10 protein-coding genes are annotated in these 17,193 nt (G+C 34.8%); 6 read left to right on the top strand and 4 right to left on the bottom strand.

The window, feature by feature from the left end; genetic code table 11:
* Positions 1 to 12: 12 nt before the first annotated feature.
* Together HOG71_01055 and HOG71_01060 are read right to left on the bottom strand one after the other, a co-directional pair.
* Entirely contained in the window at positions 13 to 1,377 is a 1,365-nt protein-coding gene (locus HOG71_01055) for a sodium:proton exchanger (protein ID MBT5989418.1), read from the bottom strand.
* Positions 1,378 to 1,613: 236 nt separating this feature from the next.
* Positions 1,614 to 2,612, bottom strand: coding sequence for a hypothetical protein (locus HOG71_01060; GenBank protein ID MBT5989419.1), 999 nt, complete (start codon positions 2,610 to 2,612; stop codon positions 1,614 to 1,616).
* A gap of 545 nt (positions 2,613 to 3,157) precedes the next feature.
* On the opposite strand from HOG71_01060, the gene HOG71_01065 reads away from it, so the two are divergent.
* A complete protein-coding gene (locus HOG71_01065) occupies positions 3,158 to 5,419 on the top strand; it encodes a phosphate permease (GenBank protein MBT5989420.1) in 2,262 nt (753 codons plus the stop codon).
* A 152-nt stretch (positions 5,420 to 5,571) separates the two neighbouring features.
* Positions 5,572 to 7,314 carry a Na/Pi cotransporter family protein gene (locus HOG71_01070; protein MBT5989421.1) on the top strand — a complete coding sequence of 581 codons (1,743 nt, stop codon included), beginning with the start codon at positions 5,572 to 5,574 and terminating at the stop codon, positions 7,312 to 7,314.
* On the opposite strand, the gene HOG71_01075 is transcribed toward HOG71_01070, so the two are convergent.
* On the bottom strand, positions 7,307 to 9,712 hold the full coding sequence (locus HOG71_01075) for a PKD domain-containing protein (GenBank protein ID MBT5989422.1): 2,406 nt from the start codon (positions 9,710 to 9,712) through the stop codon (positions 7,307 to 7,309). The two genes, HOG71_01070 and HOG71_01075, sit on opposite strands and share 8 nt — an antisense overlap.
* 137 nt (positions 9,713 to 9,849) lie before the next feature.
* Between HOG71_01075 and HOG71_01080 the strand changes: the two genes are divergently transcribed.
* The 4 genes from HOG71_01080 (at position 9,850) to HOG71_01095 (ending at position 16,365) form a co-directional block, all read left to right on the top strand.
* Positions 9,850 to 10,854 (top strand): N(4)-(beta-N-acetylglucosaminyl)-L-asparaginase, encoded by a 1,005-nt coding sequence (locus tag HOG71_01080; GenBank protein ID MBT5989423.1) that lies wholly within the window; start codon positions 9,850 to 9,852, stop codon positions 10,852 to 10,854.
* A 386-nt stretch (positions 10,855 to 11,240) separates the two neighbouring features.
* A complete protein-coding gene (locus tag HOG71_01085; protein ID MBT5989424.1) occupies positions 11,241 to 14,471 on the top strand; it encodes a T9SS type A sorting domain-containing protein in 3,231 nt (1,076 codons plus the stop codon).
* 10 nt (positions 14,472 to 14,481) lie between these two features.
* Positions 14,482 to 15,132 carry an isoprenoid biosynthesis glyoxalase ElbB gene (gene elbB, locus HOG71_01090; GenBank protein ID MBT5989425.1) on the top strand — a complete coding sequence of 217 codons (651 nt, stop codon included), beginning with the start codon at positions 14,482 to 14,484 and terminating at the stop codon, positions 15,130 to 15,132.
* 495 nt (positions 15,133 to 15,627) lie between these two features.
* Positions 15,628 to 16,365, top strand: a complete 738-nt coding sequence (locus HOG71_01095; protein MBT5989426.1) for a hypothetical protein — start codon at positions 15,628 to 15,630, stop codon at positions 16,363 to 16,365.
* A gap of 92 nt (positions 16,366 to 16,457) precedes the next feature.
* Here HOG71_01095 and HOG71_01100 read toward each other — a convergent pair whose 3' ends face one another.
* Complete coding sequence (locus tag HOG71_01100) at positions 16,458 to 17,174, bottom strand: hypothetical protein (GenBank protein MBT5989427.1); 717 nt, start codon at positions 17,172 to 17,174, stop codon at positions 16,458 to 16,460.
* Positions 17,175 to 17,193 lie beyond the last annotated feature (19 nt).

Here is a 17,193-nt window from a genome sequence, read left to right on the forward strand (position 1 = left end):
CTTCCCAAGTCTCTATTCATCCTTCTCCCAAATCCAATCTGAGTCTTCGAAACGGCTTTTATGAGAAGTTTCATCAGATCCGTCCTTTGTGTCTTCTTTAAATTGGCCGAGACTCTCATCTTCAATAATTTTTATACCTGCAATTTCTTCTGATTCTTCAGTTAAACTGTCTTCATAAGCTAATTCCAGAGCTCTTTTCTTTCTGGTTCTAGAATCCTTGATTAAGGCATAAGCCATTATAAAACTGGAAAGTAAAATAACGAAAAGCAAAATACCAGGCTTAAATTCTTCAATCATCAGTTTTTCAGGGATAGCAAAAAACAATAAGATGGTAATCAGTCCACGTGGAGCAATAAATAATTGAGGCAATAATTTTTTACCCTGTATGAGGAATAGCGTAATAAAACGAATCCCAAATAAAATGGCCAAAAACAATAAACTGATCGTAATAACTTTTAGGTTGTAAAAAGATGTAATGGAAATGGTTAAGCCAAATAATACAAAGAACAATGTTCGCACAACAAAGGAAGATTCAATGGTAATAATTTGCATATCAGCTAAAACATCGCTTATGGCTTCCTTTTTAAAATATTTAGCCCATTTACCGCGCGTAATAAATCGGTTATTGTTTAAAACTAATCCGAAAATTAAAATGATAAATAATGCTGATAAGTGCGACATTTTACCAATAGTATACAACAAGAATAAAATAGAAAGCAATAACACCAATCTAACTTTGGATTTGATTTTTTGTGAAATAAAAACCAAAAACAGGCTTAATACAATGGACAATACTATCGTTAGTCCGATGTTGCCTATACCGTGCAAAAATAAATCGCCAAAACTATCGCCTGGCTTAACAGCAATTAAAAAGTAAAAGAACATAATTCCAATGATATCTGAAAAAGTGCTTTCATAAATCATGAATTCCCTTTTGTGTTCCTCCAAATTACTGACACTGGGAATCACAATTGCGCTGCTCATGGTGGCAATAGGAATTCCGTAAATAAGTCCTGTTAATATTGGAACTTCAAAAATGAAACTAACAAGCCAACCAATTAATCCGGCTGTTCCCACCAATGTAATAAGAGCTACTGCAAGTGATCTGAATATTAGTCCTAATTTGTCTCGTTTCAGCTCTAACTCCAAAGCAGCTTCTAAAACAATCATTATCAATCCAACAATACCCACCAGCTCAAGAATTGGGAAGAAATCAAAGTCAGACAAACTATGGTTGCTGATAGCAAACTGCATAAGCAAGCCTGTTAATATGAGCAATAAAACACTGGGAATATTGGTCTTCTTCGCAATTACATTGAAAAAATAAGATAAAATGAGAAGACTTGAGAGGACAATAATAAATATGTACGGATTCATTTACAGGAAAATTTACTTTCTCCAAAGATAGTAATGAAGTCCAAACTATAACAGAGAAAAAGCAGAAATACGCTATTGATTATTATACATTTTCTTCGTCTCTTTATGTTTCAGGACTTTTGCTTCCAAATGATAAATTATGCTTTCTCCTACATTTTTCACCAAGTCGCCAGTTCGCTCCAGCTTAAGGGCAATGGAATGAATATTCAGGTTATCTTTAAATGAATTTGTTTATTTTAAAATGCAGTTTCAACGTTTAAAAATGCAAAATGTGCGATATCCTCCCCTGCCATTTCAGGAATCCAGCCCTGATAATTAAGTGCAATCTTCACATATTCAATGGGTGTATATTGTAATCCTGTAGTAATAGCCGAGCCATTTTTTGCTGTGTTCCACGGATCGGTAGTTCCTGTTAATGTATTAGATGAAAGCATATCATATCGACCAAAAACTTGATACTTTTTGTTTATATCATATGATGCATAAACAGAAATTCCATTCAAGTCTTGGTCAGTATTTGTTTTATTGTTTAACTGGATGTTATACTCAACTCCTGTAGCAAGTTTATCCTTTTTATAACCTATAAAAGTTGCTGATGAGATCTGTGGATCATTATCTCCAGGTAAATAATCGGCATATTCTCTAATTATAAATCCATCAACCGGCTCGATAGTGATACCAAGTCCTGTCCTGAATCTATTATCTACTTGTATTTTTTTATGACCTTCTCCATTTAAAATAGATAAATCAACAGAAATAAAATCTGTAAACTCATAGGTTAAGATTACACCTAAATCAGCACTGGATGCATACTTATGCTCATCCTGAAATGACTTCATGATGTAACGATGCCCCCAAACGGTCTCCTGTGCTTTGAAATTCTTGGTACCAACTAATCCAAAATCAACAGAAAATTTACCTGACGTATAAGTCAAAGCGGCTATTTTTAAAAATGCAGTGTATTCTAAAGATGTACTGCCTGATAAGCTATCTCCAATTTCGACACTTGGCTTACCAACATCTAAAGTAACTTTACCTGACCAATTTTCACTCATGTTATAATTATAACCTAAGTAAGCCCTATTCACCTCAAATCCTGTTGTTCCATCATATCCATAATGGTAATTACTAAAAACTTTAATAAATGGATTACCACTTGGTGTAAATTCTTTCTGTGCAATTGCAGAAACAATTGATAAAAACAGCACGAATAAACTTAGGGTTAATTTTTTCATGATTTGTTTAATTATTTTTCTTTGTGTTTAAATAACAGAGCAAAACTATCTACTCAAAGTTAACTTAATGTTAAAATAGATTTATGGATTTGTTAATTCTAAATTGAATAATACTTTTTCTAATTAGAATATCCGCTGTTATACCTATGATGTAAAAATTGCCACAGATTTACAGATTTATTTTGAGAAGGTTAGTGAAATTTCTGCAAATCAGTGGCCTAAATATGAATGGTATTACAGTAAATATATTTGCGGTATAATAAAGGATATACGTTAATTATTTTTTGAATATCCAGTATTGTACCTATGAAGAAAAAATTGCTACAGATTAACAGATTTATTTTGAGGAGGTTCGTGAAATTTCTGTGAATCCGTGGCCTAAACATGAATGCTATTACAATAAATACATCTGTGGTATAATAAAACGTATTTAAAAAAAAAGCGTAATGTAGCTTTCAAATGGAATTTAACATAAACTTAACGTTCAGTTTAAATACGCACAATATTATAATGATAGTTTTGACATTGAAATAAAACATGAAATCATGGATAGTATCTATTTAATTTTAGTTATTGTATTGTTTGCACTGGCCATATCTGACCTTATTGTTGGAGTAAGCAATGACGCTGTTAACTTCTTAAACTCTGCCGTTGGCGCAAAAGCAGGTTCGTTTAAACTAATTATGCTGATTGCAGCTGCCGGGGTTTTTATCGGTGCAACTTTTTCTACTGGTATGATGGAAGTAGCCAGAAAAGGGATTTTTCATCCTGAACAATTCTATTTCAACGAAATAATCATTATTTTTCTTGCCGTCATGATCACAGATGTGATATTACTTGACTTTTTTAACACCATTGGATTCCCAACCTCAACTACGGTTTCTATTGTTTTTGAAATTTTAGGAGCAGCTGTTGCTGTTTCCATCGTTAAAATGACCAACAATGCTGATTTATCACAGGATATTAATACCTATATAAATTCAGCTAGTGCAATGAAAATTATTTTTGGAATACTCATATCGGTTATTGTTGCATTCTCTGTAGGTGCACTTATTCAATATTTAGTTCGATTATGGTTTACTTTCGACTATGAAAAGAACATAAGCCGTTTTGGATCTATTTACGGAGGATTAGCCATTGCAACTATCACGTATTTTATATTAGTCAAAGGATTAAAAGGGTCTCCTTTCGCAAATTATGATATGCCCAATGGAGAAGTATTAAAAGACTGGGTAAAGCACAATGCACCCTTAATTTTAGGAATTTCTTTTGTTGGATGGACGCTTATTTTACAGGTTTTAAGTTGGATTACCAAAATCAATATTCTTAAATTCATCGTATTTCTTGGCACATTTGCACTTGCTATGGCCTTTGCTGGAAACGATTTGGTCAACTTTATTGGTGTGCCTATGGCTGGCTATAATGCCTTTGAATTTTGGCAAAATGCAGGTAGCATTGCCCCTGGTTCATTTTTAATGACTGATTTAGCAGGTAAAGTTCCGACTAATACGCTTTTCTTGCTTATTGCTGGCTTTGTGATGGTGATAACCTTATACACCTCAAAAAAGGCAAAGAATGTAATTAAAACCTCCCTTGATCTGAGTCGTCAAGAAGAAGGTTCTGAACGTTTTGGATCATCCATTTTGGCAAGAACCATTGTCAGGTCTTTCAAGAATTTTGGAGCATCATTCGGTCAATTCGTTCCCGGAAGTTTAAAAAGAACAGTTGATAATCGTTTTACACCTATAGCAGTCACCATCGAAAAACCTGAGGACAGGCCTGCATTTGATCTATTACGAGCTTCCGTTATATTGGTTGTGTCCAGTGCTTTGATTTCCTTTGCCACATCACAAAAACTACCTCTTTCTACTACCTATGTAACCTTTATGGTTGCCATGGGGGCATCACTGGCAGATCGGGCTTGGGGTAGAGAAAGTGCCGTATATCGTATTACAGGTGTTATTTCTGTAATTGGTGGATGGTTTTTAACCGCACTCAGTGCATTTACTGTTGCTTTTGTTTTGGCCTATATCATTCATTGGACAAATTTTCCGGGCATTTTTATATTAGTAGTCATAGCTGGACTGATCATTTTCCGTACACATCGTTATCAAAAAAGGAAAATGAAATCGAAAGAAAAACAGTTAGCTGACATACAGGAAATGGAAATGGACGAAATTAGTGTGATCAGAAAATGTTCTATAACTGTTATTGATACACTGAAAACTGTTTCTACTAATTATGGCGAAATAATAAACGGATTAATAACTGAAGACAGGAAAAAACTAAAAAAAGCGCTGAAAAGTATTAATGAACTAAATCAGTATACAAAGTCTTTAAAAGATAGTTCAAGTGAAACTATTACAAAAATTAGAGAGAATGATGTAGAAACAGGTCATTATTATATTCAAGTATTGGACTATCTGCGTGAGATTGCTCATTGCTTGACTTTTATTGCCAAGCCTGCTTTCGATCATATCGATAATAATCACAAAGAATTAGTTCCTGCTCAGGTTGAAGAACTAGGTAAACTACATGAGTCAATTAAAGAATTATATGATTTCACATTATTTGTCATGAAAGATAATAAATATGATAATGTAGATGAGTTAATTCACAAACAACAACTCATTTTAGATCAAATTAATACCTACAAGAAGAAACAACTTAAGCGTATTAAAAACAAAGAAACAGGTACACGAAACACCATGCTATATATGGAGTTACTATCAGAATCAAAGAATCTTTTGCTTCATTCCATTAATTTATTAAAATCTCAACGCGATTTTATTGTAGAGCATAAATAGCATATTTCCCCATTATTATTGTATAAAAAAAAGCATTTCTGCAAAATTTCAGGAATGCTTTTTTATTGCACCTAATGTGATATTTGTTTGCATTATTTTAATAGTTTTAACGAATTAAAAAACTAGGCTAAATTGGCTAATAAGAAATAATAATGACTAGTTGGGGAATAATCATTAAAGTATTGGTCCTAATTGGATCACTGGGGTTCTTTCTATACGGAATGAAACTGATGAGTGAGTCCTTGCAAAAAGTAGCTGGAAAAAAAATGAAGTCCATACTTTCTGCCATGACATCCAATAGAATAAAAGGCGTATTTACAGGCTTTCTTGTCACTACAGTAATACAATCATCATCAGCAACTACAGTTATGCTGGTTAGTTTCGTAAATGCCGGATTGTTAACGCTGCTTGAAGCGACAGGAGTTATCATGGGGGCCAATATTGGTACTACTGTTACTGCTTGGATTATTTCATTGCTTGGTTTTAAAGTCAGTTTAAGTGCCTTGTCATTACCACTTATTGGACTTTCCTTGCCTCTATTCTTTTCATCCAATGAAAGAAGAAAAACTTGGGGAGAATTTATAGTAGGATTTGCCATTTTATTTCTTGGTTTGCAAGCCTTAAAAGAAGCTGTTCCTGATATCAAGAGTAATCCTGAAATACTGGCATTCTTGTCAAATTATATAGATTTTGGCTATTGGTCAGTTTTTATTTTTATTATTGTTGGAACCATACTAACAGTTGTTATCCAATCATCCAGTGCAACCATGGCACTAACCCTTGTTTTATGCTACAATGGATTAATTCCATTTCATATTGCAGCAGCCATGGTATTAGGTGAAAATATTGGAACAACTATCACGGCTAATATTGCTGCTATCATTGGAAATGTAAATGCAAAACGAGCTGCGCGATCGCATCTAATTTTTAACCTAATCGGTGTGATATGGATGATCATATTCTTCTTCCCATTCCTTAGGTGGATTGATAATATTGTTGAGTTTCGAACAGGTTTTTCAATTTTAGATAATTCAAGTGCAGTTGGATTTGAAAAAACCAAGGAAATATTGCCCATTGCATTAGCTGTTTTTCACACCATATTCAATATCATTAATACGAGTTTATTGATAGGCTTTGCACCTTTTATTGTCAAAATGACAAAATGGATGGTCTCTTCAACTGATCTCAGTGAGGACGATGACTCTCATTTGCAGGTATTTAGATCCGGTTTTGTTTCTACTTCTGAAATTTCCATTTTACAGGCAAGCAAAGAATTAAGTCGCTTTGCAAAGCAAATTAAAAAAATGATTCATTTCATTCCTATGTTAATTGAAAAGAATGAAAAGAAGATTGTTGCAAAAGCCATAAAAAAAATCAAAAAACATGAAATTTTAGCTGATGGTAATATGGAAGCTTTATCTCTTTATTTTGCCCAAATATCAAAAGGTAAAATAAGTGAGCAAAGCTCCAATCTGCTGAAATCCTATTTCAGAGTTAATAATGAATTAGAAAGTATTGGGGATAGTTGTTTTAAAATAGCTGGCCGAATTGAAAAAGTATTTGGTAGTAAAAATGAGTTTAAAAAAGAGGAACGCAATAAGCTTAATGAACTATTCGAATTAATTGATAATGCATTTGATTTAGCCTATCTAAGTATTAATGGGAAGTCGAATGAGAACACTTTCAAGCAGGCAAGGAAACTTGAATTCCAAATTAATGAACTTAGAGATGATTTGATAAAAAATCTTATGGAAAGGATTAATTTGAATGAATTAAGTTTTGAAGTTGGCATGGTATATAAAGATGTAATTTCTGCCATGGAGAAGATGGGAGACTACATATACAACATCCAAGAAACCCTTTTCGACAAAAATAAAGTGGAAGAGTTTAATTAAACAAAACAGGTTTAAAGTAGTTTTCTCCGGAAATTAATTCCACCTGTAATATATACAACCCTTTAAAGTTCAACGGTGGTATTTCAGTCTTATTATTTGATATATCAGAATTGGTATAAACAATATTTCCGAGCATATCAATCAACAAAACTTTTTGGATTCTTTGCTCTTCTGAATAAATATATAAGGATTTGGAGCAAGGATTCGGAAAGACCTCTACTTCATTATGCTTAAATTCTTCAATAGAAACAGGCCAGGAATTAACAATATTTGATCTGATAGCAAAGGACTGGCATGCCTGATCACTTTCACAAAACAAAATAACAGAAAATAATCCAGCTTTAGTGTAGGTATGTTGAACCGAGCCATATTGAAAACTAGTATCTCCATCGCCAAAGTTCCAATGGTAAGTAGCAATATTGCCACTACTGATCATTGAGCTGTCTTTAAAATCAACTAACAGCGGTACTTCTCCGTTAATAGGCGAAACCGAAAAATGAACTTCAGGAAGTGGAGCAACATGCATTGATAATGTGTCGCTATTGGGGCAAATTCCATTCGTATTGACTTCATAACTTAAGAGATATTGTCCAACACCTATGTCCGGATCAAAAATATTGTTAACGACACCAGCACCTGACCAAACTCCAGACTTAGGTGAACCAACAAGTTGAACAGGATTTGCATTCTCACAAACTGTCAAACTTGCTCCTAAATTGGGTTTTGGCGTTTCTAAAACATATAAATTCAGGCTATCTGAATTCTCACATCCATTCGAAGATGTGTAACTGTATTTTAACTCATAGCTTGTATTTTCTGAAACACTGCTATCGCTTGGATTAAAATACCAATAATTATCTTTCATGAAAACACCATTCCCTTGCCAATGCCCCATGGATGGGAAAGGTTGCCCAATTAAAGGATATAAAGCTCCCGCAAAACAAACTGTATCATCCAAACCCGCATTTACAATGGGTTTTGTAATTGTCGTAATTATTTTATCAGCAAAAAAGTATTTACATCCATTATGACCACTTAATTCAAGCGAATAATAAAAAGTGTCTTCGCTATAGAACTGATAATAGAATGAAGTATCCTGAGAAACAACAACAGAATCAATCATCCATTTAATGGTTTTAATGTCGCCCATCATAAGATCTAAATCAAATAAGTAGCGGCCACAACTTGAATCGCTAACAACAGTTCTGGCAAAAACACCATCAATCACATCAAATACATAAGCTCTACTTTGAGATCCTTGTATGGGACACTTATTGTCCTTAACCGTTAACGTTACTATTTCAGGACTATGATTCGTATTCGGACCAAATAATACTTCTATAGTCTGTTTGGGATTATTCGGATTTGAATAATCCTGACTAATTAACTTATAATTGAAATTCGTACTATTATCAAAGAGCAAACTATCATTTACGTCAAAATCCCCTGCACTAACTGTAAACTGTTTTGGTGAAAAACTACAGACTTGATAATAAAAAGGACCACTTAAAGATGGCGAAAAATTACTGTTACAATTGTTAATATTCAATATCCATTCTCTGGTCATTTCTGCCACAAAACCATCAGCATTATAAATAGTTGCTTTGATGGCAACAGGTGTTTCCTGACTTTGTAATGGACGAAAATAAAAATCGCCTGATACAGGATCTAAATGAAACCCCCTTGGATAACTCAATGTTTTATTGGGAAAACCCCAAAATGATAAGGGTTTATCGTAGCTATAGGAAGCATTGTAATTTATGTTCTTGCTTGCATTTTCTTTAGGAGATGTAATTTCATAAACAATTGAATCTTGCTCAGTGGAACTTATTAACAGAACATTTTCAAAGTAATCCTGATTTCGACAATGCAAAAAGCGAGGGCTTGTTTCAAAAAACTGCATACTATACTGATTTGGATTACTTAAACTAAATCGGCTCTTCAAATAAAAATCGGAAGAAGCCGAACCTGTTGTTATGGTAGAGGAGCGCTTGAACATTTGAAAATAAACAACAACCTCCTGACAAGTGTTAACCGATGTCAGATCAAAATAGCCACTGTATCCATATCGTCTGTATCCATATGGAAATGAACAATTCAAATCGCTGCAATGGTTGCACTGATTGGGACATAAGCCAGAAACATCTACAGGTGCCGACATATTTAATGTAATAGAGTCCAATACAAGCCCGCTGCTTGCGCATTTCATAAATAATTTTGTTGTAACAGGATGCTGACTGTAGCAATTGGTATACAAATACAAGTTTGTATATAGTTTATTATTTGTTTTATTTACTGTACCCAGAATCTCACCACCTGCAATATTTTGTGAAGAAGCAGAATTAAAACAAAATAAAAACAACAAATTTGCAAACCATATTATTCGGATGTATTTCATGCAATCATATAAATTATACTGCTAATTTAGTTTGTTTTGCAATTTTAGTAAAGCTATTTTACCAACATCCTATTAGATTCCTGAGCATGCCATACAATTCTTATTATTATATAAATTTGCATACAAATGAATAAATCATGACATCGAGAAGAAACTTTATTAAAGGCTCTTTTATTGTAGCCTCGTTAGCAGCATTACCAGCCGGCATTAAAAAAAGCATGGGTTATCCCAACAAAGATGCTCAAAATTGTAAAAAGAAAATTCAAAATAAACCAATCGTCATATCTACATGGAATCATGGGTTGGATGCCAACGAAGCTGCATGGAAGGTGCTTAGTAATAAAGGATACGCACTGGATGCTGTAGAGGCAGGTGTAAAAATTTCAGAAGCAGATCCTGAAGTTAGCAGCGTTGGATATGGTGGCATGCCTGACCGAGACGGTAATGTGACCTTGGATGCATGCATTATGGACGAATTAGGTAATTGTGGCTCTGTTGGTTTTTTGAAGGAAATCATGCACCCTATATCGGTGGCTCGAAAAGTTATGACAGATACTCCCCATGTTATGTTAACAGGAATTGGTGCACAGGAGTTTGCCCTAAATAAAGGTTTTAAAAAGGAAAATTTATTGACTTATGAAGCCAAATTGAGATGGCAAGAATGGATGCGCACACAAAACTATCATCCTGAACCAACCCCTGACAAAGAAAATCATGACACCATTGGGATGTTGGCTCTTGATGAGGAAGGGAAATTATGCGGAGCTTGCACAACCAGTGGTCTGGCTTGGAAATTACACGGACGAGTAGGCGACTCCCCTATTATTGGTGCCGGACTATTTGTTGATGGAGATGTGGGTGGAGCTGTAGCAACAGGAAAAGGAGAAGCAGTAATTAGAATTGCAGGAACCCATTTAGTTGTTGAATTAATGCGACAGGGAAAATCACCTGAAAAAGCTTGCCAGATGGCCGTTGAAAGAATCATGGAAAAACAAAAAGACTATCGTGATTTTCAGGTAGGTTTTATTGCACTCAATAAATATGGTGAATATGGCACCTACAGCCTTACAAAAGGATTTGAATATGCCGTTTATACCAATAACGAAAACAAACTTGTTAAATCTCCTTCCCTTTTGAAATAGTAAAATCGCTATTGAAGAAATAATAGGATTTCGTAAATTTACAGCTAATTACAGTTTTTTACTGTTTTCTAACAGCTAGTCATTTAATAAATAAATACGGATGAATAGGTTGAGCTGTATCCAAATAATAAGAATTAAATACTTAAAAATAGTTTGATGAAACGAGCATGAGTATATGTCTACACACACACCTGTGTGCCGAAACACTTCGGTTTACAGGCACAAGGAAATGACTATATGCGAGTTCCCCGCCTGCATCGGGCAGGCATATGACAACTAAAAAACAATTATAAACAGATGAAACGAGCATGAGTAAAAAATTTCTCACACATAGGAATGATTATAATGCGAGTTCCGCATGACCTTTAAAATTTAACTATAGACATATGAAAAATATTTCAATTAGCATATTGTTTGTTCTTGCTTTGTCTTTTTCAGGACAAGCTCAAAATGTAAGTTTATTTGCTGGTTCACCTAATGTTCCTGGTTATAATAGTTCAGGCACAGCAATTTCTTCAGCCAAATTTAATCAGCCATATGGAATTGCGTTGGACGGACAGGGAAACTTTTGGATTTCAGAAACTGGTGGACAGGTAATTTATATGATTACTTCCAGCAATATGGTATATGTCAGAGCAGGGTCATATACCAATACGGGTTATGTAAATTCCAGTGGCGTTAATGCTCGCTTTTACAACCCAAAAGGAATGGCCGTAGGACCAAACAATGAAATTTATATTGCTGATTATAGCAATAATGTAATTAGAAAATTAACTGCATTTACATCACTTGGCAGTGCGCAAACTGTTAGCAAGTTTAGTGGCAAACAAGGTACAAGTGGTGGTTATGTTAATGGTTCTGCTACTGTTGCAGAATTCAATGGTCCTACTGATATAGTGGTCGATGCTTCTGGGAATCTCTATGTTTCTGATTTCAACAATCACGTGATTAGAAAAATCACCTCAAGTGGAGCAGTGTCCTTGTTGGCGGGTCAACCAAATTCTTCAGGAAGTACCGATGGTCACGCTACTTCAACTGCAAAATTCAATGGACCAGCCGGATTATATCTTAAGGACAGTGTACTTTATGTGACAGATAATTGGGGATCAAAAATTCGTAAAATATCTCTTAATTCATCTTGGGTCAAAACTATTAGCAGTGCTTACTGGACGCCTTCTGATATACTTGAATATGATGGCAGTCTTTATTTTACAGACCAGCATCGGGTAGCAAGATACAGCAACAGTACGTTAACAACTTATGCAGGAAGTGCTACTTTGAATCAATCAGGTTACACCAATGGATTCGGAACCGCTGCTCGTTTTTACAATGCAAAAGGCATGATTTACAATCCAGCCGACACCAGTATGCTTATTATTGACAGTGATAATCACGTTATTCGAAAAGTAACCTTATGCCCAACCATTACACCTAATATTACTATTAGCGGCAACACTTCATTCTGTGATGGCGATAGTGTTATTTTAACGGGTCCATCTGGTTATGCAAGCTATACATGGTCGAATAGTAAAACTACACAAAGCATAGTGGTTAAAAATTCTGCAACATTAACACTTACGGTTACGAATTCAAATCAATGTACAGGAATATCAAGTCCGGTTACTTTGACTAAAAAATCCTTGCCCAATGCAAACTTTAATATGGATAGTACGGCTTGTATTGGCATTGACGAAGCAATAACTTATACTGGCAGTGCAGGATCAGGTGCAACCTATACTTGGGATTTTGACGGAGGAAGCATATCTTCAGGAAGTGGACAAGGGCCATACAACGTGGGATGGAATAGTACCGGCAGCAAACAGATTACTTTACAAGTAAGTGAAAATGGCTGTTCATCAACTGTTAATACAAAATACATAAATGTGTATGCTATTCCCACTTCTACCTTTACAATTAAAAACGCCTTATGTGCTTTTGAACATGATACCATCACATTTACAGGTCAGGCTTCTACATCCGCAACATTCAGCTGGGATTTTAATGGTGCTACTGTAGTTTCAGGATCTGGCAGAGGCCCGTACATTCTATACTGGGTTAATTCAGCTACAAAAACTGTAAAATTAACTGTTGTTGATCATTTTTGTAATTCTACACAAACCAGCAATCAACTTAACATACAAGCAGTTCCTAACGCAGCATTTACCTCAAAAACAACCATGTGTTTTGGCGATATTGACACTATTTCCTTCACGGGATCAGCTGGCTCATCAGCTGTTTATAATTGGGATTTCGATGGAGGAAATATCTTATCAGGCTCAGGAGCAGGACCTTATACGGTAGACTGGAATACTGTTGGTTCCAAAACTATATCACTGATTATTACCGAAAATGGATGCAATTCGGCACCTTCAAATGTTAGTCTGCAGGTAAACCAATTGCCTACATCAACTTTTGATATAAAAAATACCGCCTGCACATTTACCAATGATACGATTACTTATACCGGGAATGCAACTTCAGGAGCTTCTTACCTATGGAATTTTGATGGTGCTACTGTTTTATCAGGTTCAGGTCAGGGACCATACATCCTTCACTGGCAACTTGCAGGGACCAAAATGGTCACACTTAAAGTTTCAGCAAATGGCTGCGAGTCAAACATCAAAATAGAACAAGTGCTTGTAACAGAGTCTCCTACTGCGGCCTTTGCCATGCCAACCTCCATTTGTGAGGAACAGCAAACCACTGTTACTTTTATAGGAATTGCCGGAACTACTGCAGTTTATAATTGGGATTTTGATGGAGCAACTATCGTTTCAGGCTCGGGTTCAGGCCCATACATTGTAAAATGGACTGGATTTGGAACCAAAGCTCCTAGTCTTTACATTGAAGAAAATGGATGTGTATCTAATGTTTATTCCCTCAGTATAACAGTCAATCAAAAGCCAACGGCTGTCTTTACAGTCAATAGTGAAGTTTGTTTGGATAGGAATATTTCCGTTGATTATGTTGGAAATGCTAGTAGTTCAGCTAATTATGTTTGGAACTTTGGAGATGCAGTGCAGCAGTCTGGCAGTGGTCAAGGACCTTATATTATCAGCTGGAATTCTGCAGGTGCTAAACAAATATCTTTACAAGTTAGTGAGGGCGGATGCAGTTCTGGGAATTTCACAAAAGACATAACGGTCAACCCAAATCCACCAGTTCCAACTATTACTCAAAACGGAAATACCTTAACATCAAGTTCAGCAACAAACAATCAATGGTTCGATTTGTCAGGAATTATCAATGGAGCAAATACACAAGATTACAATCCACCGGCAGATGGCACCTATTATGTTGTTGTAACTGATAGTAAAGGTTGTTCTGCACAATCTGCAGATTTCGATTTTATTCATATTGGTTTATCAGAATATGAATTAACAGATTTCCTCATTTATCCAAATCCGGTGCATGACGTATTAATTATCGAAAGCGGGAAACATGCATTATCTGATGTTGTTATATCAATTATTGCAAGTGATGGGAAAATTGTTTTAAGCAGGAAACTGGAAAATAAAATTCACGAAATTGATTTATCGCATATAGAAAAAGGTCTGTATATCCTTAGATTATCATCAAATGAAGAAATCAGGAATTTGAAATTACTTAAAAATTAAATCTAAAATTATGATAAAGTTTGCTGTTGTTTTATCAGGTAGTGGTGTGTATGATGGAACTGAAATTCATGAAGCTGTTTTGTCGCTTTATGCCATTCAAAAAGAAGGAGCAGAATACAGCATTTTTGCTCCCGACATAGCTCAACATCATGTTATTAACCACATAACAGGTGAAGAAATGCCGGAAAGCAGGAATGTATTAGTCGAGTCTGCACGCATTGCCCGTGGAAAAATAAGTCCGCTAAATGAATTTAATGCTGACAACTATGACGTACTTCTTTTCCCAGGTGGCTTTGGAGCTGCAAAAAATTTATCTTCATTTGCATTTGATGGTATAAACTGTCAGGTAAATGATGATGTTGAAAATTCAATAAAAGCCATGCTTGAACGCAACAAGCCTATTGGTGCTCTCTGTATTTCACCAGTATTATTGGCTAAAGTTATTGGAGATGGTATCGACCTTACCATTGGTTCCGATAAAGCAACAATCCAAGCCATCAAATCCATGGGTGCTACTCATAAAGTTAGCGACCATGGTGAAATTGTATACGATAGGAAATACAAAGTGGTTAGCACAGCTTGTTATATGTTGGATGCAACAATTGATCAAATTGGTCTTGGAGCTGAAAATGTTGTCAAAAAACTCATCGAGCTTGTCTGAAAAATAACTGAATTTTCATTTTCTTAAACTGGTTGATTTTGCTGTTTATCCCGAAGATGAAATAGGAACAACGAAAAACTTATTAACTCCATTAATTCCGGTCGTTTACTTATTTCTGCTAATAGCATTAATTTGGTTGAAGAAAAGGTTGAAGAAAAATTACAAAGTATCAATAGCAATACATCACAAGACACTAATCTTAAATTATTGGATTCAGGGAAAAACAAGTCAAGAAAATGGGTATTTCCTTATTTCATGACAATGATAATCTCGCTAAAATACTTTTTGTGATTACCAATAAAGACATGCAAATAGGCTCAGCTGCTTTTCACGGAATTACTTTTTCGACAAGAACAACAGAGATTGGGTTTGCATGAAAGTATTTCGCTAAAAACAGCAACCGATTAAAGCAACAGGCTGTGTATAAAACAAAATTTAATACACAGCCTGTTTTTTTATTTTTGATTTTCAAAAACAATTGGTTTAAACCTAACAATGAGAATATTTCTGCTTTTTATCATTTCGTTATTCCTTTCTTTCAATTCCTATTGTCAACTTTCAAAGCCCGATTTCAGCCAAATTGATATCCAATTAAGCAGATTGTGTCAACTTCGTGCACATCATGTTTTTTCTGAACAAAGAAATGAGGTGATGGGTAATTTTAATTCTATGATGCTTGAAGCAATCTCTCATCCTCTTTCTTTCAATTATCCTTTCGACAGCCTTGAGCGATGTATTTATATTACTTATTCAAGCGATAGTTTAGTCAGATGTTATTCCTATGATAATTTAGATGGTGGTTCCTTTCATACATATACGAATATAACTAGCTATTATACTGAAAATGGAAATTTCCAATCGCAGCTGATGATTCCTGAAAAAGAATCGCCAATGATTGGTTTTGATCGAATTATCAGGCTTAATCCGCCTGAGCAAAAGTTGTATCTTTTTAAAGGGTTTGGTACGTATGGAGGTGGAAAGCAACATATCAGTTTTCAACTTTTCAAAATAGAGAATGATACGCTTTCAGAATGTTTTGATTGTTATGAAGACTATAGCCCACTATTTATCGAACAAAATAGAGGTCAGGATTTCGAAATTGAATTTGATCAAAAGACACAACGTATTGAAGCGAAAGTATACAGGTTTGATAATGAAACAGGTTTTTATACCAATGAATACGATTTAGTATATTATTCCATTCAAAATGGACTGCTAAAGCAAATTCGATAAATAAGAGAGGCTAATTCCTAAAAAAAGCAATCCGTTTAACAAACAGATTGCTTTTCTATATCAATTTTCCGAAAATGATTATTTCCCTAGTGCTATTGCAAAACCAATAAGCCGTCTTCCATGAGTACTTCAAAGAAATAGCCCATTCCGAAATCTTTCTTAAGTACTATTTTTCCACTAAAGTTTACGATATCACCAACATTTACTTTTTCTAAAGTTGTAACTGTAAGATCATATACTTTATCATCTCCACTTCCATCCTGAACATGAACCCAGTTTTTGTTCATGATTGCCTCGTTGAATTTAACAACTTCACCACTTACAGTTATTTTCTTGTTTTCGTATTTTTCAGCATTTTCAAATAATTCAGCCAGTGTAATTCCACCTTCCAAAACTTCAACATTTATTTCATGATCAGTTTCTTCAACTTGAATATTTCCGTGAGCATCACTAATCTGTTCTTTATCGCTTGCTAGTTTTTCTGGATCAATTATATTCTCCATGAACAATATGCGATCGAAAGTCCGATTTAAATCTTTACTCGTAAAATTATTCATCACCATAAACTTCTCAAATAAAATGGTAGTTCCTGCTTCAATTTCAGTTTTTGGACCTGCTGCCCAATGTTCTTCACCTTCAGCAATGATGTGTAAATATGTATAACCACTCGCTTGTATGACCTCTTTAACTTGTGCTGTGCGGATTGAATTATCACTCACCCCTTCATCAATTCGTTCCGGTTTGTTGGTATTGCAGGAAATTAAAAAAATAAAGGATAGTAGTGTGGTCGTAAAAAATGTGTATTTCATGTTTTTATGAATTTATGAT

The organism is Bacteroidota bacterium, assembly GCA_018698135.1.
Classification (GTDB): Bacteria; Bacteroidota; Bacteroidia; order CAILMK01; family JAAYUY01; genus JABINZ01.

Excerpts from the sequence above, each read along its gene's own strand:
- HOG71_01055 (MBT5989418.1), bottom strand. The coding sequence starts at position 1,377 with ATGAATCCGTACATATTTATTATTGTCCTCTCAAGTCTTCTCATTTTA.
- HOG71_01060 (MBT5989419.1), bottom strand. The coding sequence starts at position 2,612 with ATGAAAAAATTAACCCTAAGTTTATTCGTGCTGTTTTTATCAATTGTT.
- HOG71_01065 (MBT5989420.1), top strand. The coding sequence starts at position 3,158 with ATGGATAGTATCTATTTAATTTTAGTTATTGTATTGTTTGCACTGGCC.
- HOG71_01070 (MBT5989421.1), top strand. The coding sequence starts at position 5,572 with ATGACTAGTTGGGGAATAATCATTAAAGTATTGGTCCTAATTGGATCA.
- HOG71_01075 (MBT5989422.1), bottom strand. The coding sequence starts at position 9,712 with ATGAAATACATCCGAATAATATGGTTTGCAAATTTGTTGTTTTTATTT.
- HOG71_01080 (MBT5989423.1), top strand. The coding sequence starts at position 9,850 with ATGACATCGAGAAGAAACTTTATTAAAGGCTCTTTTATTGTAGCCTCG.
- HOG71_01085 (MBT5989424.1), top strand. The coding sequence starts at position 11,241 with ATGAAAAATATTTCAATTAGCATATTGTTTGTTCTTGCTTTGTCTTTT.
- elbB (MBT5989425.1), top strand. The coding sequence starts at position 14,482 with ATGATAAAGTTTGCTGTTGTTTTATCAGGTAGTGGTGTGTATGATGGA.
- HOG71_01095 (MBT5989426.1), top strand. The coding sequence starts at position 15,628 with ATGAGAATATTTCTGCTTTTTATCATTTCGTTATTCCTTTCTTTCAAT.
- HOG71_01100 (MBT5989427.1), bottom strand. The coding sequence starts at position 17,174 with ATGAAATACACATTTTTTACGACCACACTACTATCCTTTATTTTTTTA.